We start from the raw sequence: 23,774 nt of genomic DNA on the forward strand, positions 1-23,774 counted from the left end.
GACGGACGCGAACTCTCCTCGGAACACCGCCTCTCCGGACGGCAGTTGGAGCCGCCTGTCACGCCGGAGGCCCACACCGTCGAAGTCAGCGCGCTTGGGCCACCCGCGCGGGGTCGGCCCACGCGTCGAGCACCGCGGGCGCGCCGGACGGCTGGTTCGCGACCGCCGCGGCGCGCGCCTGGACCACCGCGAGCGCGGCGGCCAGCTCCTCCGGGGTGGGATTGCCCCGTACGACCTTGATCATGAAGGGTCTCCTCGCTCTCCTCGCTGAGGCACGGTCCGCACGGTCTACAGGGGGATGTTGCCGTGCTTCTTCGGGGGAAGGGATTCCCGCTTCGTCCGCAGCTGACGCAGGCCGCGCACCAGATGGGAGCGGGTCTCCGACGGCATGATCACGGCGTCGATGTAACCGCGCTCGGCGGCCGTGTACGGGTTGAGGAGACGGTCCTCGTACTCCTGGATCAGGCGGGCGCGGGTGGCCTCCACGTCGCCGGCGGCGTCGGCCGCCGCGATGGTCTTGCGGTGCAGGATGTTGACCGCGCCCTGCGCGCCCATCACCGCGATCTGCGCGGTCGGCCAGGCCAGGTTGAGGTCGGCGCCCAGGTGCTTGGAGCCCATGACGTCGTACGCGCCGCCGAACGCCTTGCGGGTGATGACGGTGATCAGCGGGACCGTCGCCTCCGCGTACGCGTAGATCAGCTTGGCGCCGCGGCGGATGATGCCCGTGTGCTCCTGCTCGACGCCCGGCAGGAAGCCCGGCACGTCGACGAAGGTGATGACGGGGACGTTGAAGGCGTCGCAGGTGCGGACGAAGCGGGCGCCCTTCTCGGACGCGTCGATGTTCAGACAGCCGGCGAACTGCGTCGGCTGGTTGGCGACGATGCCGACCGGGCGGCCCTCGATCCGGCCGAAGCCGGTGACGATGTTCGGCGCGAACAGCGGCTGCGTCTCGAAGAACTCGGCGTCGTCCAGGACGTGTTCGATCACCGTGTGCATGTCGTACGGCTGGTTGGCGCTGTCCGGGATGAGGGTGTCGAGCTCGCGGTCCTCGTCCGTCAGCGCCAGGTCCGCCTCCTCGGGGAAGGCGGGCGGCTCGCTGAGGTTGTTCGAAGGCAGGTAGGAGAGAAGGGACTTGACGTACTCGATCGCGTCCTTCTCGTCGCCCGCCATGTGGTGCGCGACACCGGAGGTGCTGTTGTGGGTGCGGGCACCGCCGAGCTCCTCGAAGCCGACGTCCTCGCCGGTGACCGTCTTGATGACGTCGGGGCCCGTGATGAACATGTGCGAGGTCTGGTCGACCATGACCGTGAAGTCGGTGATGGCCGGGGAGTAGACGGCACCGCCCGCGCAGGGCCCGACGACCAGGCTGATCTGCGGGATCACACCGGAGGCGTGGGTGTTCCTGCGGAAGATCTCCCCGTACATCCCGAGGGCCATGACGCCCTCCTGGATGCGGGCGCCGCCGGAGTCGTTGATGCCGATGACCGGGCAGCCGGTCTTCAGGGCGAAGTCCATGACCTTGACGATCTTCTGGCCGAAGACCTCGCCGAGGGCACCGCCGAAGACGGTGAAGTCCTGCGAGAAGACGGCCACCGGGCGGCCGTCGACAGTGCCGTAACCGGTCACGACGCCGTCGCCGTACGGGCGGTTGGCCTCGAGCCCGAAGTCGGTCGAGCGGTGCTGGGCGAACTCGTCGAACTCGACGAAGGAGCTCTCGTCGAGGAGCAGTTCGATGCGCTCGCGCGCCGTCAACTTGCCCTTGGCGTGCTGCTTCTCGACCGCGCGGGCCGAACCGGCGTGCTTGGCCTCCTCGATGCGGCGCTGCAGATCAGCGAGCTTGCCCGCAGTCGTATGGATGTCGATACCTGCCTCCGGGGTGGCGGTGGGGGCGGAGGTATCGCTTGCGGCGCTCTGCACGGGCACGTTGGGCTCTTCCGGCTCGGACATAGGGATGCGGCTCCCTGCCTGCTCAAAGGGGCGACTGGCGGCTTGCGGCTGCTGGTGATCGCTTGCTACTGACTCGTAGGGTATCGGCGTGCCTACGGATCGGCAGTGCGGCGTTTACCACACCTAAGGTGGCTTGCATGACGCCGCGAGATGCTTCAGACGACCCTTCGGACACTCCTTCCGGCACGGGTGACGGCCGGTGGTCCGACCTCGACCGACCGCCCCTGAACGCCGCGTCGCTGCGGCGTGCGCTGCTGCGGGACGGGGGTCTTTGGACCTCCCTGGATGTGGTGCCCGCGACCGGGTCGACCAACACGGACCTGGCCGCCCGCGCGGACGAGCTGCCCGAGGGGGCGGTGCTTGTCGCCGAGGAGCAGAGCTCGGGGCGCGGCCGCCTCGACCGCCGCTGGTCGGCGCCGGCCCGCTCGGGCCTCTTCTTCTCGGTGCTCCTGAAGCCGGGGCCCGAGGTCCCGGTCGCGCGCTGGGGGTGGCTGCCGCTGCTGACCGGGGTCGCCGTCGCCACGGGGCTCTCGCGGGCCGCCGGAGTGGACACGGCCCTCAAGTGGCCGAACGACCTCCTCGTGACGGTGGCCGGAGAGGAACGCAAGGCCGGCGGCATCCTCGCCGAGCGGGCGGGTTCCGCGGACGGCGGGGGCGTCGTGGTCGGCATCGGCATCAACGTGACGCTGCGCGCGGACGAACTGCCGGTGCCCACCGCCGGGTCCCTCGCGCTCGCAGGGGCGGCGAGCACCGACCGGGACACGGTGCTGCGGGCGGTGCTGCGTTCCCTCGAGCAGTGGTACGGCGACTGGCGCACGGCAGAGGGCGACCCGGCAGCCTCCCGCCTCCAGGAAACCTACGCCGCGGGCTGCGCGACGCTGGGCCGCAAGGTCAGAGCAGAACTCCCGGGCGACCGGTCGATCACGGGCGAGGCGGTAGCAGTGGACAGCGACGGCCGCCTGATCCTGGCCACCGGGGAGGGGGTACAGGAGCCGGTGGGGGCGGGGGATGTCGTGCATTTGAGGGGGGTGTAGAGGGAACTGTGGGGCAATCGGGCGGGTGGGTGGGAAAAGCTTGTTCGTCCAGGTGAGGATGCGGGGCAAACGGGCGGGTGGGTGGGAAAAGGGTGTTCCCACCCACCCCGCAGGGGAAAGCGCTGTCCAAGGCGCCCCCGCCAGAGAAAGGCGTGAGCTGCGGCACACCTGCCGTAAAGTTGGCGCCGGTCGATACCTGACCGCGGCAGATCGGAAGGGCAGCAGGCGTGACCGTCGACGACACGGGCTCCGGCACGGGTGCATCCCCCGGCCCCGACGGTGAGCCCGGACGTACCGCAGGGGCCGCCCCAGACGCGTTCGACTCGATGGACTCCGGGGACGAGAAGCCGGGGGATCCGGAGAAGGACCCCCTGGCCCTGCGCCTCGAAGGGCTGATCCTCGGCGCGGACCGCCGCTACACCCCGTTCCAGGCGGCCCGCAGCGCCGGCGTCTCGATGGAGCTGGCATCCCGCTTCTGGCGGGCCATGGGCTTTCCCGACATCGGCCAGGCCAAGGCCCTGACCGAGGCGGACGTACTCGCGCTGCGCCGCCTCGCGGGCCTCGTCGAGGCGGGCCTGCTCAGCGAGGCGATGGCCGTGCAGGTGGCCCGGTCGACCGGGCAGACCACCGCCCGCCTGGCCGAATGGCAGATCGACTCCTTCCTGGAGGGCCTGACGGAGCCGCCCGAGCCCGGCATGACGCGCACCGAGGTCACGTATCCGCTGATAGAGCTGCTCCTGCCCGAGCTGGAGGAGTTCCTCGTCTACGTGTGGCGGCGCCAGCTCGCCGCCGCCACCGGCCGGGTCGTACAGGCCGCGGACGACGAGGAGATGGTCGACCGGCGCCTCGCCGTCGGCTTCGCCGACCTCGTCGGCTTCACGCGCCTCACCCGGCGCATGGAGGAGGAGGAACTCGGCGAGCTCGTCGAGGCCTTCGAGACCACGGCGGCGGATCTCGTCGCCGCGCACGGCGGACGGCTCATCAAGACGCTGGGCGACGAGGTTTTGTACGCCGCCGAGAACGCGGGCGTCGCCGCGGAGATCGCGCTGCGCCTCATCGAGACCATGGCCAACGACGAGACGATGCCCGAGCTGCGCGTCGGCATCGCGTTCGGCACGGTCACGACGCGGATGGGCGACGTCTTCGGCACGACGGTGAACCTCGCGAGCCGCCTCACGTCGATAGCGCCCCGGGACGCGGTCCTGGTGGACGGCGCGCTCGCCGAGGAGCTGACGCGTACGGGAGACGCGCCCGCCTCCGAGACCGAGGCGGCCCAGGCGGCCGAGCAGGCGGAGAAGGAGGGCACGGAGCCCCCCTCGTACCGCTTCGCCCTGCAGCCGATGTGGCAGCGGCCCGTACGAGGCCTCGGTGTCGTCGAGCCCTGGCTGCTTGCCCGCCGGAGCTGACGGTTTTTTCCCGCTCGGCCACCCGATTGCCCCGTGGCGGTGGCATGATCCGCAGGGCGCCCTGGTAACGGGCGTTAACCGGACGTGGAGGCAGTCATGGGTGGCGAGCAGGGCGGCGAGCAGCGGTACGGGGACTTCGTCGGGGTCAGGCGGCACGGCCACGTCGCCGAGCTCGTCCTCGACCGGCCCGAGGCCATGAACGCGGTGTCCACGGACATGGCCCGCTCCATCGGCTCGGCCTGCGCCGCCCTCGCCGAGGACCGTGACGTCCGCGTCGTGGTCCTCACGTCCACCCATGAGCGGGCGTTCTGTGTCGGCGCCGACCTGAAGGAGCGCAATTCCTTCTCCGACGCCGAGTTGGTGCGCCAGCGGCCCACGGCGCGGGCCGCCTACACCGGTGTACTCGAACTGCCCGTGCCGACCGTCGCGGCCCTGCACGGCTTCGCGCTCGGCGGCGGGTTCGAGCTGGCGCTCGCCTGCGACATCATCGTCGCCGATCCGACCGCCGTGGTCGGGCTCCCCGAGGTGTCGGTCGGCGTGATCCCGGGCGGCGGCGGCACGCAGCTCCTTCCGCGCCGCGTGGGTGCCGCGCGGGCCGCCGAGCTGATCTTCACCGCGCGGCGTCTGGAGGCGGCCGAGGCGCGGGAGTTGGGGCTCGTCGACCAGCTGGTGGCTGAGGGTGAGGACCGTACGGAGGCCCTCGCGCTCGCCGCCCGGATCGCCGCCAACTCGCCCGTCGGGCTGCGGGCTGCCAAGCGTGCCCTGCGGCTCGGGCACGGGCTCGACCTGCGGGCCGGCCTCGAGGTCGAGGACGCGGCCTGGCGCTCGGTGGCCTTCTCCGGCGACCGGGCGGAGGGCGTCGCCGCGTTCAACGAGAAGCGGAAGCCGCAGTGGCCCGGGGAGTGAAGCGGGAGTGTGGGGGGGTGAAGCGGGCGGTGGGTCCGGGGAGGGGCCCACACGCTGCGTAATGTTCCAAACGCCCAAATTGCCGCATATCTCCTAGCCTAGGGAGATGGGAGAGGATGTCCGGCTGCGGGCCGTGGTCGTGCTGGCGCAGGGGATGGCCGCCGCGCACACTCCGCGTGAGTCCTGGCGGGCGGCAGCGCGTGGCGCGTGCCGTGCGCTGGCGGGGAGTTTCGCGGCGCTGTCCGTCTGGGAGCGTGACCTCGGGCGGCTGAGGGTGCTCGTGAACGTGGGCGAACGGGCCGAGGGGGAGGAAGAGTTCCCGGAGCGTGAGGCGTATCCGGTGAACGAGTTCCCGGAGATCACCGAGTTCCTGCACGAGCGCTGGGCGGGCGGGGGTGAGCCGCACGCCTGGGTCGAGACGGCGCGGGGGCCCTCGGAGGTGACGGCCCCCGGGTACTGCCACCAGCGTGTCGCCGCGCTGCGCAGGCGTGGCCGTGGCTGCTGTGTGGTCGCGCCGATCGTGCTGCACGGGCGGGCGTGGGGCGAGCTGTATGTGGCCCGGCCGGTGGGGGCGGCGCCCTTCGGGCGCGCGGACGCGGACTTCGCGACGGTGCTCGCCTCGGTCGTCGCGGCGGGCATCGCGCAGACCGAGCGTCTCGAGGAGGCGCGCCGGCTCGCCTTCACCGACGCGCTGACGGGCCTCGCCAACCGGCGTGCGGTCGATCTGCGGCTCGAGGAGGCGGTGGAGCGGCACCGGGCCGAGGGGGTCGTGGTGAGTCTGGTGGTGTGCGACGTGAACGGGCTGAAATGGGTCAACGACACCCAGGGGCACGCGGTCGGTGACCGGCTGCTCGAACGTTTCGGCTCGGTGCTTTCGCTGTGCGGGGCGATGCTGCCGGGGACGTTGGCCGCGCGGCTCGGTGGCGATGAGTTCTGTCTGCTCTCGGTGGGGCCTTCGGCCGATGAGGTGGTGCGGGTGGCGGATGAACTCTGCGTACGGGCCGCCGAGTTGGAGCAGGGGGACGGGGTCGCGTGCGGGGTCGCCTCCACGGAGGATCCGATCGGCGAGGTGCGTTCGGCCCGGCGCCTGTTCCGTCTCGCGGACGCGGCGCAGTACCGCGCGAAGGCCGCGCGTGCGGCGAAGCCGGTGGTTGCGGGGCGCGAGGGGGCGGACGATCCCGTGGTCCGGCTCGCGGATTCCGCGGGGTCGCGTCCCGCTGGGGAGAGGCGGCGGTTTCGTGGGCGAAGTCGCGGGGCTCCGGGGGGCGGGGGGTGAGGGGTTGCGGGGCCGGGCGTGTTCGTTGTCCGCGGCGCGGTGGGGGTTGCTCGCGCAGTTCCCCGCGCCCCTTGGTGGGGCTGGTGTGCGTCGTCGTCGGGCCCGCCGCGGGGGCTTGTCGCGCCGTTCCCCGCGCCCCTAAGCCCGCCGCGTCACCCCGGGGCTTGTCGCGCCCGGCCACTGCGCCCCTTGTTCGCCGCCCCGCCGTGGGAGTTGCTCGCGCCGTTCCTCGTGCCCCTTGCGGGGCCCGGTTTCCGGGCTCGTAACAGGCTCACCCCGTATTCGACCGTGACACTTGGCGATTCAATCCGTACGCTGCTGAATATGGATATGCATACCGTGGTCCTGGGGACGTCCGGGACGTCCGCTGTGGACGTTATTGCTGTTGCGCGCGGGAACGCTCGTATCGAGCTGTCGGGTGAAGCCGTGGCCGCTCTTGCTGCCTCGCGTGAGATCGTCGACGCCCTCGCGGCCAAGCCCGAGCCCGTCTACGGCGTGTCGACCGGCTTCGGCGCGCTCGCCACCCGGCACATCGGCCCGGACCTCCGCGCCCAGCTGCAGCGCAACATCGTCCGCTCGCACGCGGCGGGGATGGGCCCGCGCGTCGAGCGCGAGGTCGTGCGCGCGCTGATGTTCCTGCGGCTCAAAACGGTCTGTTCCGGCAGGACCGGCGTACGCCCCGAGGTCGCGCAGACCATGGCCGACGTGCTGAACGCGGGCATCACGCCCGTCGTGCACGAGTACGGCTCGCTCGGCTGCTCCGGCGACCTCGCCCCCCTCAGCCACTGCGCGCTCACGCTCATGGGCGAGGGCGACGCGGAAGGACCCGACGGTGAGCTGAAGCCGGCCGGTGAACTGCTCGCCGCGCACGGCATCACCCCCGTAGAGCTGCGCGAGAAGGAGGGCCTGGCCCTCCTGAACGGCACCGACGGCATGCTCGGCATGCTGGTGATGGCCCTCGCCGACCTCGACGCCCTCTACAAGTCCGCCGACGTCACCGCGGCCCTCACTCTGGAGGCGCTCCTCGGCACCGCCAAGGTCCTCGCCCCCGAGCTGCACGCCATCCGGCCGCACCCGGGCCAGGGCGTCTCCGCCGCCAACATGCTCGCGGTGCTCGAGGGTTCGGGGCTGACCGGCCACCACCAGGACGACGCGCCGCGCGTCCAGGACGCGTACTCGGTGCGCTGCGCCCCGCAGGTCGCGGGCGCGGGCCGGGACACCATCGCCCACGCCCGTACGGTCGCCGAGCGCGAGCTGGCCGCCGCCGTCGACAACCCCGTCGTCCTGCCCGACGGCCGCGTCGAGTCCAACGGCAACTTCCACGGCGCCCCGGTGGCGTACGTGCTGGACTTCCTCGCCATCGCCGCGGCTGACCTCGGCTCGATCGCGGAGCGCCGCACCGACCGGCTGCTCGACAAGAACCGCTCGCACGGCCTGCCGCCGTTCCTCGCGGACGACGCGGGCGTGGACTCGGGCCTGATGATCGCCCAGTACACGCAGGCGGCGCTGGTGAGTGAGATGAAGCGGCTCGCCGTCCCGTCGTCGGCCGACTCGATCCCGTCCTCCGCGATGCAGGAGGACCACGTGTCGATGGGCTGGTCGGCGGCCCGCAAGCTCCGTACCGCGGTCGACAACCTGACCCGCATCGTCGCCATCGAGCTGTACGCCGCGACGCGCGCGGTCGAGCTCCGCGAGGGCCTCACGCCGGCCCCGGCGACCCGCGCGGTCATCGAGGCGGTCCGCAAGGCGGGCGTCCAGGGGCCGGGCCCCGACCGCTTCCTCGCCCCCGACCTGGCGGCGGCGGACGAGTTCGTGCGCTCCGGCGCGCTGCTCGCCGCGGTCGAGCCGGTGACGGGCCCGCTGGCCTAGCGACGAGAGTTCCGTACGCCGAGGAGGGGTGCCGCCAGGTTCTGGCGGCACCCCTCCTCGTACGTCGGCCGCTGGTCAGTCGCGGTCGACGTGCTCGCGGGTGATGCCGCCCTTGACCGCGTCGATCTCGAAGTCGGTCTTGGTCCAGTCGTCGGTGACGACGTCGACGGACCAGACGAGCGCCTTGGCGTCGTTGTCGTCCAGGCCGATCGACGTGACCGTGCCCTTCTTCTTGTCCGTCGCCGCCTTGGCCGCCTGCTCCGGCGTCTGCTTGACGCGGGACAGCCAGTCGGCCGTCTCCTTCTTGTCGTCGGCGTCCTGGTCCTTGTCGGGCGCGGAGCTGATCACCTTGCCCGAGACCGCGTCGATGCGGACGTCGTGCACGGTGCCGTCCTTCTCGGCGACCTCGGCGACCCACTGCGGGCCCGTGGAGCTGCCGCTCGGGCTGGGGCTCGCGCTGGCGCTGGGGCTCGCGCTCGCGGCGTCATCGTCGTCGCCGTCGTCGTCCTTGTCGTCGTCGACGCCCTCGAGGTCGAGGTCGGTCAGCTTGCCGCCCGGGACCTTGTCCACCGCGGCGGAGGCCGCCTTGTCGTAGGTGACCTTGGTGTCGGCGAGCAGCGCCTTGCGCTCCTGCTGGTCCTGCGTGAGGGACGCGCTGCCCGTGGGGCTCTCCGACGGCGCCTCCTTGGGGACGGTCTTCGCCGCCTTGGAGGTCGCCTCGTCGGACGCCTTGTCGCTGTCCGATCCGCAGCCCGTCACCAGCGCCGCCGACGCCGCGACGGCGCACAGGGCGCCGACGAGACGAAGACGGCGGGCGCGGGAGGTCTTGGATGTGTTGTGCCGGGGCTCGAATCTCATACCGCATGCCTAGCCCTCGCCCCGTACGCGGCCATGTTGCCGCGCGGCCAGGTCACCCAACTGCCCGGCGTGCGCCCCGCTTCCCGGGGAACGCGCCCTCAGTAGGCGGGGCCCTGGCGCTCCCGGCGGACCGAGAACGCCACGAAGCCCGCCCCCAGGCCCAGGAACGCCGTCCCGCCGATCAGGTACGGGGTCGTGTCGACGCCCGCGCCGGTGTCGGCGAGGCGGTCGTCGGAGGCTGTGGCGGCGGTGTTCTGCGAGTTCAGCGTCGCGCGGCGCTGTTCGGTGTGGACGACCCGGGAGGAGTCAGGGGCCTGCGCGGATCTGAACGTCGCCGTCGCATTCGCGGAGGGAACGAACCACAGGGCGCCGAGAAGGGTCCCGGCGGCAGTGGCGGTGAGCAGCGATCGACGTGCGGACACGGAATCGGATCCCCCTTGTGGCGCTGGCGAATTGGCCGTGTGGGGCGATGGTAATGAAAGGCGCGGGTCGTGGGAAAGTCGCGGGGGTCATGGGTCGTACGCTCCGACCCATGAGCACATCAGAGTCATCACGTTTTGTCCGTCTCCGCGTCGAATTGGTGGTCGAGGTCGACGACTCCGGCGAGCTGGCCTCGTCGGCGCTGCGCCGCATCGCGGAGGACGAGCACATGCCCGCCGAGGAGCGGCTGCACGCCGAGACGGCCGTCAAGGAGGACGACGCGGAGGCGCTCGCCTATCTGGTGGACCCCTTCGACCTGGTCAGCGGGGTGCCGGGGGTGGAGCTCTCGCAGGCGTCCTGGAGCAGCGAGCAGATCGACTACGACCCCGATTCGCCGGACTGGGACCCGGACGAGGATGATGACGACGAGGACGACGACACGGCCGGGGAAGTTGTGGCCGGGGGCGGTGGCCGGGGGTTGTAGGCGGTGGACGGAAAGTAGTACGTCTACCGGACGGAAAAAACGGAACCCGTAGCCCCGGACGGCAACCGCCGCCCGGGGTTCCGTCGTCTCAGAGGTGCACGGCTGTCACCGGCGCCTCGCATGACGTGGTGTTCCCCACATCTTCCGCAGAAGTGGAACGGGACGAACCGGGCAGGACGTTATGCGGGATTACGGGGACTCCCGGCGTTCTTGGCGTGTTGGGGATTTCGGCAACGATGGAGAAGCGTGTGATGACGGACAGTAGGCGGCGGCGCGGACGGCGCAAGGGTCTTGCGGCCGTGTCCGCTCTGGTCGGCGGCGTCCTTGTGCTCTCGGCCTGCAGTGGCGACGACGGCGACAAGAGCAGCGCCGGCAGCGGCAAGGAGTCACAGAACCAGGTCGACGAGGCCGCCGCCAAGAAGACCTCCGAGGCCGACATCAAGATCGCGCCCAAGGACGGCTCCGACAACGCGAGCATCAACAGCGCGGCCAAGGTCACGGTGAGCAAGGGCTCGCTCACGGACGTCAAGATGACGACCGAGACGGGCGCCGCGGTCGAGGGGCAGATAGCGGCGAACAAGAAGAGCTGGAAGCCCAGCGGCCAGCTGGAGCGTGCGACCACGTACAAGATCTCCGCGACCGCCAAGGACTCCGACGGCCGCAAGGCGCACGAGAACTCGAAGTTCACGACGGTCTCGCCGAACAACAGCTTCATCGGGAACTTCACGCCCGAGGACGGCTCCACGGTCGGCGTGGGCATGCCGGTGTCGATCAACTTCGACAAGGCGATCACGAACAAGAAGGATGTTCAGTCGAACATCAAGGTGTCGTCGAGCAGCGGCCAGGAGGTCGTCGGCCACTGGTTCGGCGACAACCGCCTGGACTTCCGCCCCGAGGACTACTGGCAGGGCAACTCCACGGTCACCATGAAGCTGGCCCTGGACGGTGTCGAGGGCGCGGACGGCGTCACCGGTGTCCAGGAGAAGACGGTCCAGTTCAAGATCGGCCGTAACCAGGTCTCCGTCGTCGACGCCAAGACCAAGCAGATGAAGGTCATGCGGGACGGCAAGGTCATCAAGACCATCCCGATCTCCGCGGGCTCGCCGGAGAACAAGACGTACAACGGCAAGATGGTGATCTCCGAGAAGTTCAAGGAGACCCGGATGAACGGCGCGACGGTCGGCTTCACGGACGACGACGGCAAGGGCGAGTACGACATCAAGGACGTGCCGCACGCCATGCGCCTGTCGAACTCGGGCACGTTCATCCACGGCAACTACTGGGGCGCGAAGTCCATCTTCGGCGGCGCCAACACCAGCCACGGTTGCGTCGGCCTCGAGGACGCCAAGGGTGCGGGCGACAAGAGCACCCCGGGCGCCTGGTTCTACGACAACTCGATGATCGGTGACGTCGTGGACGTCCGGAACACCGGCGACAAGACGGTCCAGCCCGACAACGGCTTCAACGGCTGGGTCATGGACTGGGCGCAGTGGAAGGCCGGTTCGGCCGTCTGAGACCCGAGTAGTACCTCCTCCACGCGTACGGCAGCGGCCCGCACCCCTCTCCAGGGGTGCGGGCCGCTGCCAACTCGTCACTTCTGACGCACTATTGAGCAGATGTTCGACCCTGGGCAATACTTCCTCGTCCAGGGGCGAGAGCCCCTTGACCTCCAGGGGGAGACTTGCGCAGACAAGTGAAGAGAGCCTATGGGGCCACGATCGCCACAGCGGCGGCCGTGGCCCTTGCCGCGGGCATGACCAGCCCGGCGTCGGCGGCGAAGCAGTCGCCGGACGAACTGGCGGCAGCCGCGAAGACGGCAGGCCTCACGAGCGCCGAACGGACCACGCACCGCATCACCCTCATCACCGGTGACCGCGTCACCGCCGACGCCAAGGGGCGCGTCACCGCCTTCGAGCGGGCGAAGGGGCGGGAGGGAATACCCGTACAGACCAAGCGCGTCGGCGGTCACAGCCTCGTGATCCCGGCCGACGCGCAGCGCCTGATAGCCACCGGCAAGCTCGACCAGCGGCTCTTCGACGTCACCGAGCTGATCAAGAAGGACAACCGCAAGGCCCAGAAGAAGGGCCTCAAGCTGATCGTCGGCTACAAGGGATCGGCCGCCGGGGCCAGGGCCGATGTGCGCGCCGCGGGTGACACCACGGTCCGCAGGACCCTGAAGTCCCTGAACGCCGACGCCATCACGACCCCGAAGCAGGACGCCACCGACCTGTGGTCGGCGCTCGTCGCCGACAAGGGCGGCGCCACCGCGGCCGGCGTCAGCCGCGTCTGGCTGGACGGCGTCCGCAAGGCGAGCCTCGACAAGAGCGTGCCGCAGATCGGCGCCGACAAGGCGTGGGCGGCCGGCTTCGACGGCAAGGGCGTCAAGGTCGCCGTCCTGGACACCGGCGTCGACGCCACGCACGCCGACCTGAAGGACCAGGTCGTCGCCGAGAAGAACTTCACGCCGGCGGCGGACGCCAAGGACCGCTACGGCCACGGCACCCACGTCGCCTCCATCGCGGCCGGCACCGGCGCGAAGTCGGGCGGCAAGCTCAAGGGCGTGGCGCCCGGCGCCAAGCTCCTGAACGGCAAGGTCCTGGACGACGGCGGCTCCGGCGACGACTCCGGGATCATCGCGGGCATGGAGTGGGCGGCCGAGCAGGGCGCCGACATCGTGAACCTGAGCCTGGGCGGAGGCGACACCCCCGGCATCGACCCGCTCGAGGCCGAGGTCGACAAGCTCTCCGCGGACAAGGGCATCCTCTTCGCGATCGCGGCGGGCAACGACGGAGAGCCCGGCAGCGTCGGCTCCCCGGGCAGCGCGGACGCGGCCCTCACCGTCGGCGCGGTCGACGACAACGACAAGCTCGCCGACTTCTCCAGCCAGGGCCCGCGCGTCGGTGACGGCGCCATCAAGCCCGACGTCACCGCCCCCGGCGTGGACATCACCGCGGCCGCGGCACCCGGCAGCGTCATCGACCAGGAGGTCGGCCAGAAGCCCGAGGGCTATCTGACGATCTCCGGTACGTCGATGGCGACCCCGCATGTGGCGGGCGCCGCCGCGCTGCTCAAGCAGCAGCACCCGGACTGGAAGTACGCCGAGCTCAAGGGCGCCCTCACCGCTTCCACCAAGGGTGGCAAGTACACGCCGTTCCAGCAGGGTTCGGGCCGTATCGCCGTCGACAAGGTCATCAAGCAGTCGGTGATCGCCGAGCCGGTGTCGCTCTCCTTCGCCACCCAGGCGTGGCCGCACACCGACGACAAGCCGGTCACGAAGAAGGTGACGTACAAGAACCTCGGTAAGGAGGACGTCACCCTCGATCTCGCCGTGACGGGCACGAACCCCAAGGGCGCCCCGGCTCCCGCGGGCTTCTTCAAGCTCGGCGCGAAGACGGTGAAGGTCCCCGCGGGCGGCACCGCCGCGGTCGACCTGACCACCGACACCAAGCTGGGCGGCACCGTCGACGGCGCGTACACCGCGTACGTCGTGGCGACCGGCGGCGGGCAGTCCGTGCGCACGGCGGCCGCGGTCGAGCGCGAGGTCGAGTCGTACGAGCTGACGCTGAAGCACATCGGGCGCGACGGCCAGGCGCCGAAGTACTACGACAGCGACCTGGAGGGCATCTCCGGGCTCGCCACGCAGAAGTCCTACAACCCGTTCGACGCCTCCGGCACGGTCAAGATCCGTGTCCCCAAGGGCGGCTACGTGCTGAACACCGGCATGTACGCCGACCCGCGGGACTTCACCAAGGGCGCCGACTGGATCGCCCAGCCGAAGCTGAGCGTCACCAAGGACACGACGGTCACGCTGGACGCCCGCAAGACGAAGCCGGTCGACATCACCGTCCCGGCGGCGGACGCCAAGCCGTACTTCGCCTCACCCGAGTTCTCGGTCGACACGCCGCACACCGGCTACTCCTTCGGCTGGTGGCTCGACGGATACATCAACTTCCGGACCGCGCACCTGGGTCCGCAGGTCACCGACGGCTCGCTGTCCCAGCAGTGGGACGGCCACTGGGTCAAGGGTGACGACAGCGAGTACAACACCGTGCTCGGTGGCAAGGTCAAGCAGGTCGCCACGGGCTACACCAAGCACTTCAAGGCGTCCGAGCTGGCCACGGTGAAGGCGAACCTGGGCGCGTCGGCCAAGGGCAAGAAGGGCACGTTCAACGCCACGGGCTGGCTCCCCAGCAGCTCGGGCGGCTCCTCCATCGGCATCCCGACCCAGCTGCCCGGCACCCGGACGCTGTACCTGTCCACCGCCGACGACGTGAAGTGGAACATGGACTTCGAGCAGCAGTCCGGGGTCGACCCGGACGGCTGGCCGATCCTCGACGCGGTCTACACGCTGGGCGCGGCGCAGCAGTTCACGGCGGGCAAGACCTACGAGAAGACGTTCAACACGGCCGTCTTCGGCCCGCGGATCGGCGGCAACTACGGCGTCTTCCGGCAGGACAACGAGATCGCCGGCAATCTGCCGCTGTTCGCCGACGGCAAGACGCACGTCGGCTCCTCGCTCTACTCCTCGGTGAAGACGACCCTCTACAAGGGCTCCACCAAGATCGGCGAGAACGAGGACCCGCTGGTCGGCGGCGCCACGTTCAAGGTCCCTGCGGCCGAGGCCGAGTACAAGCTGTCGACGTCCGTGAAGCGCAGCGTCAAGGTCGCCGCGGCCTCCACCCGCATCGACGCGAGCTGGACGTTCCGCTCCAAGAAGGCCGACAACGCGAAGCTGCCGCTCTCCACGGCGCGGTTCGCCGCGGCGGTCGACCTGAGCAGCAAGGCCAAGGCCGGCGAGACCCAGTCCGTGCCGGTGACGGTGCAGGGCGCGGCCGCGGGCTCGAACCTCAAGTCCCTCGCCGCGTACGTGTCGTACGACTACGGCCAGACCTGGAAGAAGGCCACCGTCAGCGGCGGCAAGATCAAGGTCAAGAACCCGGCCGCGGGCAAGGGGATCTCCTTCCACGCCAAGATCACGGACAAGAAGGGGAACAAGTCGACGCTGTCGATCTACAACGCCTACTACGGCAAGTAGTTCAGCGGCTGAACCAGCGCGGTCCCCGCGCCCCTCAGGGGCGCGGGGACCGCTGCGGTTCTGCTCCTACGCGCAGAGCGAACTGCCCCGCACACCCCCGGAGTTGTCGAACAGGGTGTGGACCGGGAGCGCGCGTCCCGGCTCCGCCCACCGCAGAGGAAGCCGACGTCACATGACCGCCCACACCGTCGAGTACATCCGTTACCGCATACCGCCCGAGCGTTCCGCGGAGTTCCTCTCCGCCTACACCCGTGCCGCGGCCCCGCTCGCCGCCGCACCGCAGTGCGTCGACTTCGAACTGGCCCGCTGCGAGGAGGACTTCGAGCACTACATCCTCCGCATCACCTGGACGTCGACCAAGGACCACCTGGAGGGCTTCCGCCGCTCGGAGCTCTTCCGTGACTTCTTCGCGGAGATCCGCCCGTACGTCGAGAACATCGAGGAGATGCGCCACTACACGCCCACCGCCGTACGCGGCACGGGCGCCTCGACGCCGACCCTCTACGCGTGGGCGGGCGGCGAGGAGAACCTCGCGCGGCTGACCGAGGTCTTCTACGAGAAAGTGCTCAAGGACGACCTCCTCGCCCCGCTCTTCGAGGGCCTGCCCGCCGAGCACGCCCGGCACGTCGCCCAGTGGCTCGGCGAGGTCTTCGGCGGCCCGGACACGTACTCCGCGGAGCACGGCGGGCACACCCACATGGTCGGCAAGCACCTCGGCAAGGGCATCACCGAGCCGCAGCGCCGCCGCTGGGTCAATCTGATGCAGGACGCGGCGGACGACGCGGGACTGCCGACGGACGCGGAGTTCCGCTCCGCCTTCCTCGCCTACGTCGAGTGGGGCACCCGCCTCGCGGTCTACTTCTCGGGCCCCGACGCGACCCGTCCCACCGACCAGCCGGTGCCGCTGTGGAACTGGGGCGCGGCACCCCCGTACCAGCCCTGAGGGCCCGTGCGGCAGGCGTTCCGGGGAGGTGGGCTACTGCTCCGCGCCCGGGACGCCCGCCGCGCCGGTACGCGTCGCGTCCGCGCCCCAGCTGGCAAGGAGACGCAGCGCCTCCGCCGACGCCGAGTCCGGCTCCGCGTGGTACGTCATCAGTGACTGATCGTGGTCGTCGGGCAGCCGCAGCGTCTCGAACGACAACGTCAGATCGCCCACCAGGGAGTGGTGCAGACGCTTGACCCCGTGGCCCTTCTCCCGCACGTCATGCGTCGCCCACAGGCTCCGGAACTCCTCGCTCTTCACGGAGAGCTCACCGACCAGGGCCGACAGCAGCGGATCGTTCGGATAGCAGCCCGCGTCCATCCGCAGATAGCTCACGATGTCCGACGCCTTCTGCTCCCAGTCCCGGAACATCACACGCGACTCGGGCCGCAGAAAACAGATCCGTGCCCAGTTCCGCTCCTCCGGCGCCAGCGCGCCCCAGTCGCCGAAGAGCGCCGCGGCCATGCGGTTCCAGCCGAGGATGTCCGTACGGCGGCCCGCCACGTACGCGGGGATGCCGTCCATCGCGTCCATGAGCTGCAGCAACGCCGGCCGTACGCGCTGCGGGCGGACCGCACGCTTCTTCTTGTGCTGCGTCGGCTTGGCCAGGTGCGTCAGATGGGCGTGCTCGGCGTCCGTGAGGCGCAGGGCGCGCGCGATGGCGTCCAGGACCTCGCCCGAGACGTTGCGGCCGTTGCCCTGCTCAAGACGGGTGTAGTACGCCACGGACACCCCCGCCAGCTGCGCCAGCTCCTCGCGGCGCAGCCCCGGCACCCGCCGGTGCCGCCCGAAGTGGGGCAGGCCGACGTCCTCCGGCTGCAGCCGAGCCCTGCGGGTGCGCAGGAACTCACTGAGCTCGGCCCGGCCGTCGAGGGGCTCGGGGGCGGGGGAGTGCGCGGCCTGATCGTCCATGCTTCCCAGTATCAGGGCTCGCGGGCGCGTGAGCCTGTCCCCGCCAGTAGTAGGACCACTGGACGTAGGCAGAGCCGTGACCTGGGTAGATGCCTCTACGGCTGGCACGGTGGATGGCATGACCGCACAGACCAGCACCACCACCGTTTCCGCTTACGCCGCCCCGTCCGCCAAGGCCCCCCTGGAGCGGACCACCATCCCGCGCCGCCCGGTGGGCGAGACCGACGTGCTGATCGACATCCAGTACGCCGGCATCTGCCACTCGGACATCCACCAGGCCCGCGACGGCTGGGGTGAGGGCATCTTCCCGATGGTCCCGGGCCACGAGATCGCCGGTGTCGTCACCGAGGTCGGCCCCGCCGTCACCAAGTTCGCCGTCGGCGACCGCGTCGGCGTCGGCTGCATGGTCGACTCCTGCCGCGAGTGCGAGAACTGCAAGGCGGGCCTCGAGCAGTACTGCGACAAGGGCAACGTCCAGACGTACAACGCCCTCGGCAAGGACGGCGAGCCGACCTACGGCGGCTACTCCACCCACGTCGTCGTGGACGAGGCCTTCACCCTGCGCATCCCCGACGGCCTCTCCCTCGACGTGGCCGCGCCCCTGCTGTGCGCCGGCATCACCACGTACTCCCCGCTCCACCGCTGGAACGCGGGCCCCGGCAAGAAGATCGCCGTCGTCGGCCTCGGCGGCCTCGGCCACATGGCCGTCAAGATCGCGCACGCCATGGGCGCCGAGGTCACCGTCCTCTCGCAGTCCCTGCGCAAGAAGGACGACGGCCTGCGCCTGGGCGCCGACCACTACTACGCGACCAGCGACGAGGCCACCTTCGATGAGCTCGCGGGCTCCTTCGACCTGATCCTCTCCACGGTCTCCGCGCCGCTGCCCCTGGACAAATACCTGGGCCTGCTGCGCCCCGAGGGTGCCTTCGTGAACGTCGGCGCCCCCGAGGAGCCCGTCTCGCTCAACCTCTTCTCGGTCATCGGCGGCGGCAAGACCCTCGCCGGCTCCATGATCGGCGGCATCCGGGAGACCCAGGAGATGCTGGACTTCTGCGCCGAGCACGGCCTGGGCTCGGAGATCGAGCTGATCGAGGCGAGCCAGATCAACGAGGCGTACGAGCGCGTCCTCGCCAGCGACGTGCGCTACCGCTTCGTGATCGACGCGGCCACCATCTGAGCCGTTCGTGGCCTGAACCCGCCTCGGCCCGCGGCCCTAGGACCCATTGCGCACCAGGTGGGGGCCTGGTGGCGGATGTCAGGGGTGTGACCCGTACCTAGTGTGGTGGGTGTCTACGGGGGCACTCACCACACCAGGTACGGGAAGAGGTCGCACGATGTCCATCTCGCTCAACCACACCATCGTCACGGCGACGGACAAGAAGGCGTCCGCCCAGTTTCTCGCCGACATCCTCGGCCTCGAAGTGAGCCCGCAGTACGGCCCGTTCCTCCCCGTGGAGATCCCGAACGGCGTGACGCTGGACTACATGGACGGCGACGGCCGGCCGATCACCTCCCAGCACTACGCCTTCCTGGTCTCCGAGGACGAGTTCGACGCCATCTTCGGGCGGATCAAGGACGCGGGGCTCACCCACTGGGCCGACCCGCACCACACGGTCGTGAACGAGATCAACACCAACGACGGTGGCCGGGGCGTCTATTGGGACGACCCGGACGGACACAGCCTGGAAATCCTCACGAGGCCGTACGGCAGCGGGAGTTAAGCCCACTTCTCCGTGAGGAAGCCGAGCACCAGCGGTGTCGCGACGTCCGCGAACTCCTCGAAGTACGCGTGCCGCGCACCGGAGATGAGCCGCATGCGGGCCCCGCGGATGCGCTCCGCGAGCAGGGGCGCGTTGGCGGCCGGATTGAACACGTCGTCGGTGCCGTGCACGACGAGCGTCGGCGCCGTGATCCGCACCAAGGCGTCCCAGGCGTCGTGCCGGGCGCTGGCCCGCAGATGGCGCCGGCGGGCGTGCGGGGGCATGTCCGGGTCGCCGAGCGTGTGGAACACGGGCTTCTCGGGTCCGCGCTCCCGCTCGGCGAGCCAGGCCGGGGTGTACATCAGCTCCTTCAGGGCGCGATGCGCGGCGGCCGGATCGCCCTGGGTGAGGGCCGCGCGCACCTCGGGCCCGCGCTCGACGCCGTGCGGCGCCCCCGGCGACGTACAGCCGAGGACGAGCCGGTCGACCCGCTCGGGGTGATCGGCGGCGAGCCACTGACCGACCCGGCCGCCCATCGACGTGCCGTACACATGGGCGCGGTCGATGCCCGCGTGGTCGAGCACGGCGACGACGTCGCGGGCGAAGCCGGGCGTGCTGTAGCTGTCGGTGTCGGGGCGGCCGCTCCCGCCGGTGCCGCGCCAGTCGAGTACGACGGTCCGGTACGCGGCGGCGAAGTCGTCCCGCACCGGGTCCCACCAGCGGCGGCTGTTGGACTGCCCGCTGAGCAGGACCAGGGGGCGGCCGGAGCCGTGGACTTCGTAGTGCAGGGCGGTGCCGTCGGCGGCTTCAGCGAGGGGCATGGGGGAACGGTAGCCTCGGGCCGCCCTCGGCCTCCTCGCCGGGGCGGCAGGCCCTAGGGTGCCGGGATGACCGCGACATCCATCGAGGTACCAGAGGACTTCGCGCTCGGCACGGTCCAGCGGGAGGGCGAGCGGGGCCAGGCGTGGCTCGCGACGCTGCCGGGGCTGGCCGCCGAGCTGCTCGGGCGCTGGGACTGCGAGCCGGCCGGGGCAGCCACACACGGGCAGGTCGGCATCGTCGTCCCCGTGCGACGGCGGTACGACGGGTCGCCCGCCGTCCTGAAGATCTCCTTCCCGCACCCCGGCAACGCGTACGAGCCGCACGCCTTCGCCGTGTGGTCGGGCCGCGGCGCGGTCCGCCTGTACGAGCGGGACGACGCACGGTTCGCGATGCTGCTCGAGCGGGCGGGAGCGGGGGCGGAGGCCGAGACAGGCGGGGGTTCTCTCGCCGACGTCGAGGACACCGACGAGGCGGTGGCCGTGGCCGGACGCCTGGCGCGCCGCCTCGCCGTGCCCGCGCCCGAGGGGCTGCCGCGGATGAGCTCGCTCGTGGCCGAGTGGGAGTGTGAACTGCGTGACGAGGACCGGGAGTTGGGCTCACCCTTGCCCGCGCGTGTCGTGGCCGCGGCGATCGCGACCGTACGCGAATTGGGCGTGGACCAGCCGGACACCCTGATCCACGGCGACCTGCACTTCACCAACGTACTGAGGTCGGAACGCGAGCCTTGGCTGGCCATCGACCCCAAGGGTTACGTCGGCGACCCCGCGTACGACTCGATCACCCTGCTGCGCTCCCGCTTCGAGCCGCTGCTCACCGCACCCGACCCGCGCGCCGCCGCCCTGCGCCGCCTGGCCGTCTTCGCCGACGCGGCCGAGGTGGACCGTGAACGGGCCAGGCGGTGGGCGCAGGCGCGGGCGGTGACGGCGGCGCACTGGGGGCTGCGGCACGGGGACCCCGCGTGGGTGATCAAGGCGACGGAGGCGCTGGCGGAAGCGTTGACGTGAGCTGTGGCTCGCGGGAGGCGTTCGCCGGGGGCGGAACGCTGATCACTGCCCGGGAGGCCGGGTGGCTTCTACCCTGGAAGGGTGAGCAGCCAAGAGCGTTCCCCTGACCCGGAGCAGGCCCCGAAGACGGAGCGGCAGGCCCGCGTCATTCCGTTGCGCCCCCGCACAACTCCCGTGCCACCGACGGCGAAAGAGCCCCTGTGGCGGGACGTGGTCGGTGACGTGCTGCGCCGCGAGCGCCTCGCCCAGGAGCGGACGCTCAAGGATGTCGCCGAGGCGGCCCGCATCTCGATGCCGTACCTCTCCGAGCTGGAGCGCGGCCGCAAGGAGGCTTCGTCCGAAGTCCTCGCGGCCGGCGCCCGCGCCCTTGGCCTGAGCCTGGCGGACCTCCTCTCCCTGGCCCAGACCGAGTTGACGCGCTCCACGCAGCGGACGCAGCGCATGCAGCGCACACGGTCGACGCGCCCGAGCCTGGGAGACATCCGCCTGGCGGCGTAAGAACCGCTAGGCCGCGGAGGCGAGCGCCCGCCGACTGAGCACCTCATCGGCCAGCCCGTACGCCACCGCGTCCTCGGCGGTGAACACCTTGTCGCGGTCCATGTCCGCGCGCAGCGTGGCGACGTCGTGCCCCGAGTGCCGGGACAGGACCTCCTCCACCTGCGAGCGGATCCGCAGCATCTCCTTGGCCTGGAGACTGAGGTCGGAGACCGTCCCCTGCTGCCCGCCGCTCGCGGGCTGCCCGAGCAGAACGCGCGCGTGTTCGAGCACGAAGCGCCGTCCGGGGTCGCCGCCCGCGAGCAGCACGGCGGCGGTGGACGCGGCCTGCCCGACGCAGAACGTCGAGATCGGGGCGCTGATGAAGCTCATGGTGTCGTAGATGGCCATGAGCGAAGTGAAGGACCCACCGGGCGAGTTGATGTAGACGGCGATCTCACGCTCGGGGTTCGACGACTCCAGATGGAGCAGCTGGGCGATGACGACATTGGCCACGCCGTCGTCGATCTCGGTGCCGAGGAAGATGATCCGCTCCGAGAGGAGCCTGCTGAAGACGTCGTAGGCGCGCTCTCCCTGGGGGGTGCGCTCGACGACGGTGGGGATCGTGTACTGGCTCATGTCGGTCAGACCCCCAGTCCCATGCGCGGCTTGGAGGCCGCGGGCCGCACGTCGGCGAGCGAGTCGAGCACCTGGTCGACCATCCCGTACTCCTTGGCCTGCTCGGCGGTGAACCACCGGTCGCGGTCGCCGTCACGCGAGATGACGTCCTCGGTCTGTCCGGTGTGCTCGGCGGTGATCCGCTCGACGGACTTCTTCGTGAACTCCAGGTTCTCGGCCTGGATCGCGATGTCGGCGGTGGTCCCGCCGATGCCCGCGGACGGCTGGTGCATCATGATCCGCGCGTTGGGCAGGGCGTAGCGCTTGCCCGCAGTGCCGACGGTCAGCAGGAACTGCCCCATGCTGGCGGCGAACCCCATGGCCAGGGTCGACACGTCGTTCGGGATCAGCCGCATGGTGTCGTAGATGGCGAGCCCGGCGGTGACGGAACCGCCGGGGCTGTTGATGTAGAGACTGATGTCGGTCCGCGGGTCCTCGGCGGACAGCAACAGCATCTGCGCACACACGCGATTCGCGGAGACCTCGTCGACCTGCGTCCCGAGGAGGATGATCCGCTGGGTCAGCAACTGCGCGGCCAGATGATCGTCGAACCGGGACGAGGGCGTCTCGCCCTCGGAGGCGTACGGGGCCTTGACGATGGGTGGCATCGATCGTCCTCCAGACGGTGGAAGCGGCACACGTGCCGGCCGCTGTCCCACCACCTTCGACCGCCCCTGCCCGCCACGTCAGAATTCTCGGCCCGCGGCAGATTCGCTGACGGCAGAGGGCGCGCGAGTTCTGGGCGCTCAGCCCCAGCCCGTCAACGCGCGATGAGCGTTGTCGACCAACTCCTTGTACGTCACCACTTCGACCCGGCTCATGTGAGTGTTGAGCGTGCGCAAGGCTTCGCTGATGTCCTCCTCGGCGACGTCCGGCTGGAGCGTCGGATGCCCGATGAGGACAAGAGCGCAGGCCCGGCGGGTCTCGATGCCCAGCTCATCGCGGATCCGCAACCGATGCTCGTCCAATCCGACCAGGTAGTTCACCGCTTGGCTCACCGCGTCGTGCACCTCCGCCGTCGGCACCCAGCACCCTCGGTACCTCTTGACGAGGGGGCCCTGAAGGCTCATGGACCGCTTCAGCTCGACGATGTGCAGCGTCCCGTCCCCTCGGATCAAGGGGATGTCGACCTCGTCCCCCGGAACCAGTCTGCGCTGCACGGCTTGGCCCACGTACTGGCCACCGAAGATCCAGTGTTGCCTCTCCAGGGCACGTTGCAGGTCGCTCTCGCTCGCTCGAGGGTCCTCCGTCACTCTGCGGAGGGCTTTCAGATCACGCCGACGCCGCTGGACCTCCGCCGCCCTGAGCAGCAACTGTCCCTCCGCGTCGGCCGCCAGAACCGCCAGAGAGTCCGGGGACATGACGATGCGGCGGGCGGCCTCCTCGGGGTCCACCACGTCGACTCGCTCCCGGAAGACCTGCTCGAACCACGCGGCGACTTCGGCGCTTCCGCGAAGGATCCGGTACCGCCCCGGCCTTTCCTGGGCCTGCTGCATATAGCGGGCGTCCCGGCTGACGGCCCCGAGATGGCTGAGCAGCTCGCCCGTCGTCGCATCGGGCTGCTCGGCGAGGTAGGCGTTCCCGAGCTGGGTGAAGAACTCCAAGGTCGAGGAAAGCGTCCGCGCCGCGAAGTCCTGGTGAGAGCTCAGCGGAGCGGTCGACCGTTGAAAGAGCTGATACCGCTCCTCGAAGTCCGGCCGGAGGATGCGCCCCTCTGCGTAATCCAGGGAGTCCTGTACCAGTCGCACGACCTGCCACTCCTGCGCGGCTGCCGCCAGAGTGCGCACTGTCTCCAGCAGGGATATGAGCGTCCGGCCCCCTCGGTAACCGCTCCTACCGCCGGTCATGTGCCGGTGAGTTGCCGCGAGCGCTTCCTTCACGCCGCAATCCGAGGCGCACTCATTGACGTGCTTCAGCTGTAACCGCAGCGCGAAGTCAGACCTGACATCCATGGGCGTGATTCTGGT

22 protein-coding genes are annotated in these 23,774 nt (G+C 70.5%); 13 read left to right on the plus strand and 9 right to left on the minus strand.

Translation table 11 applies throughout. From position 1 onward, the window contains the following. Positions 1-85 precede the first annotated feature (85 nt). Positions 86-244: an acyl-CoA carboxylase epsilon subunit gene (locus AB0M70_RS13925; RefSeq protein WP_365819841.1), complete on the minus strand. Its 159-nt coding sequence runs from the start codon at positions 242-244 to the stop codon at positions 86-88. Between the two features lie 44 nt (positions 245-288). Further along, positions 289-1,947: an acyl-CoA carboxylase subunit beta gene (locus tag AB0M70_RS13930; protein ID WP_365819843.1), complete on the minus strand. Its 1,659-nt coding sequence runs from the start codon at positions 1,945-1,947 to the stop codon at positions 289-291. A 137-nt stretch (positions 1,948-2,084) separates the two neighbouring features. On the opposite strand from AB0M70_RS13930, the gene AB0M70_RS13935 reads away from it, so the two are divergent. From AB0M70_RS13935 to hutH, 5 genes are all read left to right on the plus strand, one after another. Beyond that, complete coding sequence (locus AB0M70_RS13935) at positions 2,085-2,981, plus strand: biotin--[acetyl-CoA-carboxylase] ligase (protein ID WP_365819845.1); 897 nt, start codon at positions 2,085-2,087, stop codon at positions 2,979-2,981. A 227-nt stretch (positions 2,982-3,208) separates the two neighbouring features. Continuing rightward, a complete protein-coding gene (locus AB0M70_RS13940) occupies positions 3,209-4,387 on the plus strand; it encodes an adenylate/guanylate cyclase domain-containing protein (RefSeq protein WP_365819847.1) in 1,179 nt (392 codons plus the stop codon). A gap of 96 nt (positions 4,388-4,483) precedes the next feature. Then, positions 4,484-5,293 (plus strand): enoyl-CoA hydratase-related protein, encoded by an 810-nt coding sequence (locus tag AB0M70_RS13945; protein WP_365819849.1) that lies wholly within the window; start codon positions 4,484-4,486, stop codon positions 5,291-5,293. Between the two features lie 106 nt (positions 5,294-5,399). Then, positions 5,400-6,569, plus strand: coding sequence for a diguanylate cyclase (locus AB0M70_RS13950; protein WP_365819851.1), 1,170 nt, complete (start codon positions 5,400-5,402; stop codon positions 6,567-6,569). 330 nt (positions 6,570-6,899) lie between these two features. Beyond that, complete coding sequence (hutH, locus tag AB0M70_RS13955) at positions 6,900-8,438, plus strand: histidine ammonia-lyase (RefSeq protein ID WP_365820664.1); 1,539 nt, start codon at positions 6,900-6,902, stop codon at positions 8,436-8,438. Between the two features lie 75 nt (positions 8,439-8,513). Here hutH and AB0M70_RS13960 read toward each other — a convergent pair whose 3' ends face one another. Then, positions 8,514-9,296: a PepSY domain-containing protein gene (locus AB0M70_RS13960; protein ID WP_365819853.1), complete on the minus strand. Its 783-nt coding sequence runs from the start codon at positions 9,294-9,296 to the stop codon at positions 8,514-8,516. 98 nt (positions 9,297-9,394) lie between these two features. Then, positions 9,395-9,718: a hypothetical protein gene (locus tag AB0M70_RS13965; protein WP_365819855.1), complete on the minus strand. Its 324-nt coding sequence runs from the start codon at positions 9,716-9,718 to the stop codon at positions 9,395-9,397. Positions 9,719-9,828: 110 nt separating this feature from the next. Here AB0M70_RS13965 and AB0M70_RS13970 point away from each other — a divergent pair, with 110 nt between their 5' ends. The 4 genes from AB0M70_RS13970 to AB0M70_RS13985 all read left to right on the plus strand — a co-directional run bounded on the left by AB0M70_RS13970 (position 9,829) and on the right by AB0M70_RS13985 (position 16,178). Then, a complete protein-coding gene (locus AB0M70_RS13970) occupies positions 9,829-10,200 on the plus strand; it encodes a hypothetical protein (protein ID WP_365819857.1) in 372 nt (123 codons plus the stop codon). A gap of 251 nt (positions 10,201-10,451) precedes the next feature. Next, complete coding sequence (locus AB0M70_RS13975) at positions 10,452-11,714, plus strand: Ig-like domain-containing protein (RefSeq protein ID WP_365819858.1); 1,263 nt, start codon at positions 10,452-10,454, stop codon at positions 11,712-11,714. A gap of 179 nt (positions 11,715-11,893) precedes the next feature. After that, a complete protein-coding gene (locus tag AB0M70_RS13980) occupies positions 11,894-15,235 on the plus strand; it encodes a S8 family serine peptidase (protein WP_365819860.1) in 3,342 nt (1,113 codons plus the stop codon). 172 nt (positions 15,236-15,407) lie between these two features. After that, entirely contained in the window at positions 15,408-16,178 is a 771-nt protein-coding gene (locus AB0M70_RS13985) for an antibiotic biosynthesis monooxygenase (protein ID WP_365819862.1), read from the plus strand. Positions 16,179-16,211: 33 nt separating this feature from the next. Here the strand turns inward: AB0M70_RS13985 and AB0M70_RS13990 are convergent, their stop codons facing one another. Further along, on the minus strand, positions 16,212-17,129 hold the full coding sequence (locus AB0M70_RS13990; RefSeq protein WP_365819864.1) for a helix-turn-helix transcriptional regulator: 918 nt from the start codon (positions 17,127-17,129) through the stop codon (positions 16,212-16,214). 118 nt (positions 17,130-17,247) lie between these two features. On the opposite strand from AB0M70_RS13990, the gene AB0M70_RS13995 reads away from it, so the two are divergent. Beyond that, the gene (locus AB0M70_RS13995; protein WP_365819866.1) at positions 17,248-18,306 is read left to right on the plus strand and encodes an NAD(P)-dependent alcohol dehydrogenase; all 1,059 of its coding nucleotides are present in this window, start codon (positions 17,248-17,250) and stop codon (positions 18,304-18,306) included. Between the two features lie 157 nt (positions 18,307-18,463). Next, entirely contained in the window at positions 18,464-18,850 is a 387-nt protein-coding gene (locus AB0M70_RS14000) for a VOC family protein (RefSeq protein WP_365819868.1), read from the plus strand. Here AB0M70_RS14000 and AB0M70_RS14005 read toward each other — a convergent pair. Beyond that, complete coding sequence (locus tag AB0M70_RS14005) at positions 18,847-19,650, minus strand: alpha/beta fold hydrolase (RefSeq protein ID WP_365819870.1); 804 nt, start codon at positions 19,648-19,650, stop codon at positions 18,847-18,849. The genes AB0M70_RS14000 and AB0M70_RS14005 overlap by 4 nt on opposite strands. Before the next feature lie 66 nt (positions 19,651-19,716). Between AB0M70_RS14005 and AB0M70_RS14010 the strand changes: the two genes are divergently transcribed. Together AB0M70_RS14010 and AB0M70_RS14015 are read left to right on the plus strand one after the other, a co-directional pair. Beyond that, the gene (locus AB0M70_RS14010) at positions 19,717-20,655 is read left to right on the plus strand and encodes an aminoglycoside phosphotransferase family protein (protein WP_365819872.1); all 939 of its coding nucleotides are present in this window, start codon (positions 19,717-19,719) and stop codon (positions 20,653-20,655) included. Between the two features lie 147 nt (positions 20,656-20,802). Continuing rightward, complete coding sequence (locus tag AB0M70_RS14015; RefSeq protein ID WP_365820665.1) at positions 20,803-21,153, plus strand: helix-turn-helix transcriptional regulator; 351 nt, start codon at positions 20,803-20,805, stop codon at positions 21,151-21,153. A 6-nt stretch (positions 21,154-21,159) separates the two neighbouring features. Here the strand turns inward: AB0M70_RS14015 and AB0M70_RS14020 are convergent, their stop codons facing one another. The 3 genes from AB0M70_RS14020 to AB0M70_RS14030 all read right to left on the minus strand — a co-directional run bounded on the left by AB0M70_RS14020 (position 21,160) and on the right by AB0M70_RS14030 (position 23,555). Further along, on the minus strand, positions 21,160-21,768 hold the full coding sequence (locus AB0M70_RS14020) for an ATP-dependent Clp protease proteolytic subunit (protein WP_365819874.1): 609 nt from the start codon (positions 21,766-21,768) through the stop codon (positions 21,160-21,162). A gap of 5 nt (positions 21,769-21,773) precedes the next feature. Next, positions 21,774-22,415, minus strand: coding sequence for an ATP-dependent Clp protease proteolytic subunit (locus AB0M70_RS14025; protein WP_365819876.1), 642 nt, complete (start codon positions 22,413-22,415; stop codon positions 21,774-21,776). 138 nt (positions 22,416-22,553) lie between these two features. After that, positions 22,554-23,555 (minus strand): Shedu anti-phage system protein SduA domain-containing protein, encoded by a 1,002-nt coding sequence (locus tag AB0M70_RS14030; protein WP_365819878.1) that lies wholly within the window; start codon positions 23,553-23,555, stop codon positions 22,554-22,556. Positions 23,556-23,774: the final 219 nt, after the last annotated feature.

Origin of the sequence: Streptomyces sp. NPDC051214, from assembly GCF_040682375.1 — a bacterium.
Taxonomy (GTDB): domain Bacteria; phylum Actinomycetota; class Actinomycetes; order Streptomycetales; family Streptomycetaceae; genus Streptomyces.

Coding starts and splice junctions, on each gene's coding strand:
- AB0M70_RS13925 (WP_365819841.1), bottom strand. CDS start 244: ATGATCAAGGTCGTACGGGGCAATCCCACCCCGGAGGAGCTGGCCGCC.
- AB0M70_RS13930 (WP_365819843.1), bottom strand. CDS start 1,947: ATGTCCGAGCCGGAAGAGCCCAACGTGCCCGTGCAGAGCGCCGCAAGC.
- AB0M70_RS13935 (WP_365819845.1), top strand. CDS start 2,085: ATGACGCCGCGAGATGCTTCAGACGACCCTTCGGACACTCCTTCCGGC.
- AB0M70_RS13945 (WP_365819849.1), top strand. CDS start 4,484: ATGGGTGGCGAGCAGGGCGGCGAGCAGCGGTACGGGGACTTCGTCGGG.
- AB0M70_RS13950 (WP_365819851.1), top strand. CDS start 5,400: ATGGGAGAGGATGTCCGGCTGCGGGCCGTGGTCGTGCTGGCGCAGGGG.
- hutH (WP_365820664.1), top strand. CDS start 6,900: ATGCATACCGTGGTCCTGGGGACGTCCGGGACGTCCGCTGTGGACGTT.
- AB0M70_RS13960 (WP_365819853.1), bottom strand. CDS start 9,296: ATGAGATTCGAGCCCCGGCACAACACATCCAAGACCTCCCGCGCCCGC.
- AB0M70_RS13970 (WP_365819857.1), top strand. CDS start 9,829: ATGAGCACATCAGAGTCATCACGTTTTGTCCGTCTCCGCGTCGAATTG.
- AB0M70_RS13975 (WP_365819858.1), top strand. CDS start 10,452: ATGACGGACAGTAGGCGGCGGCGCGGACGGCGCAAGGGTCTTGCGGCC.
- AB0M70_RS13985 (WP_365819862.1), top strand. CDS start 15,408: ATGACCGCCCACACCGTCGAGTACATCCGTTACCGCATACCGCCCGAG.
- AB0M70_RS13990 (WP_365819864.1), bottom strand. CDS start 17,129: ATGGACGATCAGGCCGCGCACTCCCCCGCCCCCGAGCCCCTCGACGGC.
- AB0M70_RS13995 (WP_365819866.1), top strand. CDS start 17,248: ATGACCGCACAGACCAGCACCACCACCGTTTCCGCTTACGCCGCCCCG.
- AB0M70_RS14000 (WP_365819868.1), top strand. CDS start 18,464: ATGTCCATCTCGCTCAACCACACCATCGTCACGGCGACGGACAAGAAG.
- AB0M70_RS14005 (WP_365819870.1), bottom strand. CDS start 19,650: ATGCCCCTCGCTGAAGCCGCCGACGGCACCGCCCTGCACTACGAAGTC.
- AB0M70_RS14010 (WP_365819872.1), top strand. CDS start 19,717: ATGACCGCGACATCCATCGAGGTACCAGAGGACTTCGCGCTCGGCACG.
- AB0M70_RS14020 (WP_365819874.1), bottom strand. CDS start 21,768: ATGAGCCAGTACACGATCCCCACCGTCGTCGAGCGCACCCCCCAGGGA.
- AB0M70_RS14025 (WP_365819876.1), bottom strand. CDS start 22,415: ATGCCACCCATCGTCAAGGCCCCGTACGCCTCCGAGGGCGAGACGCCC.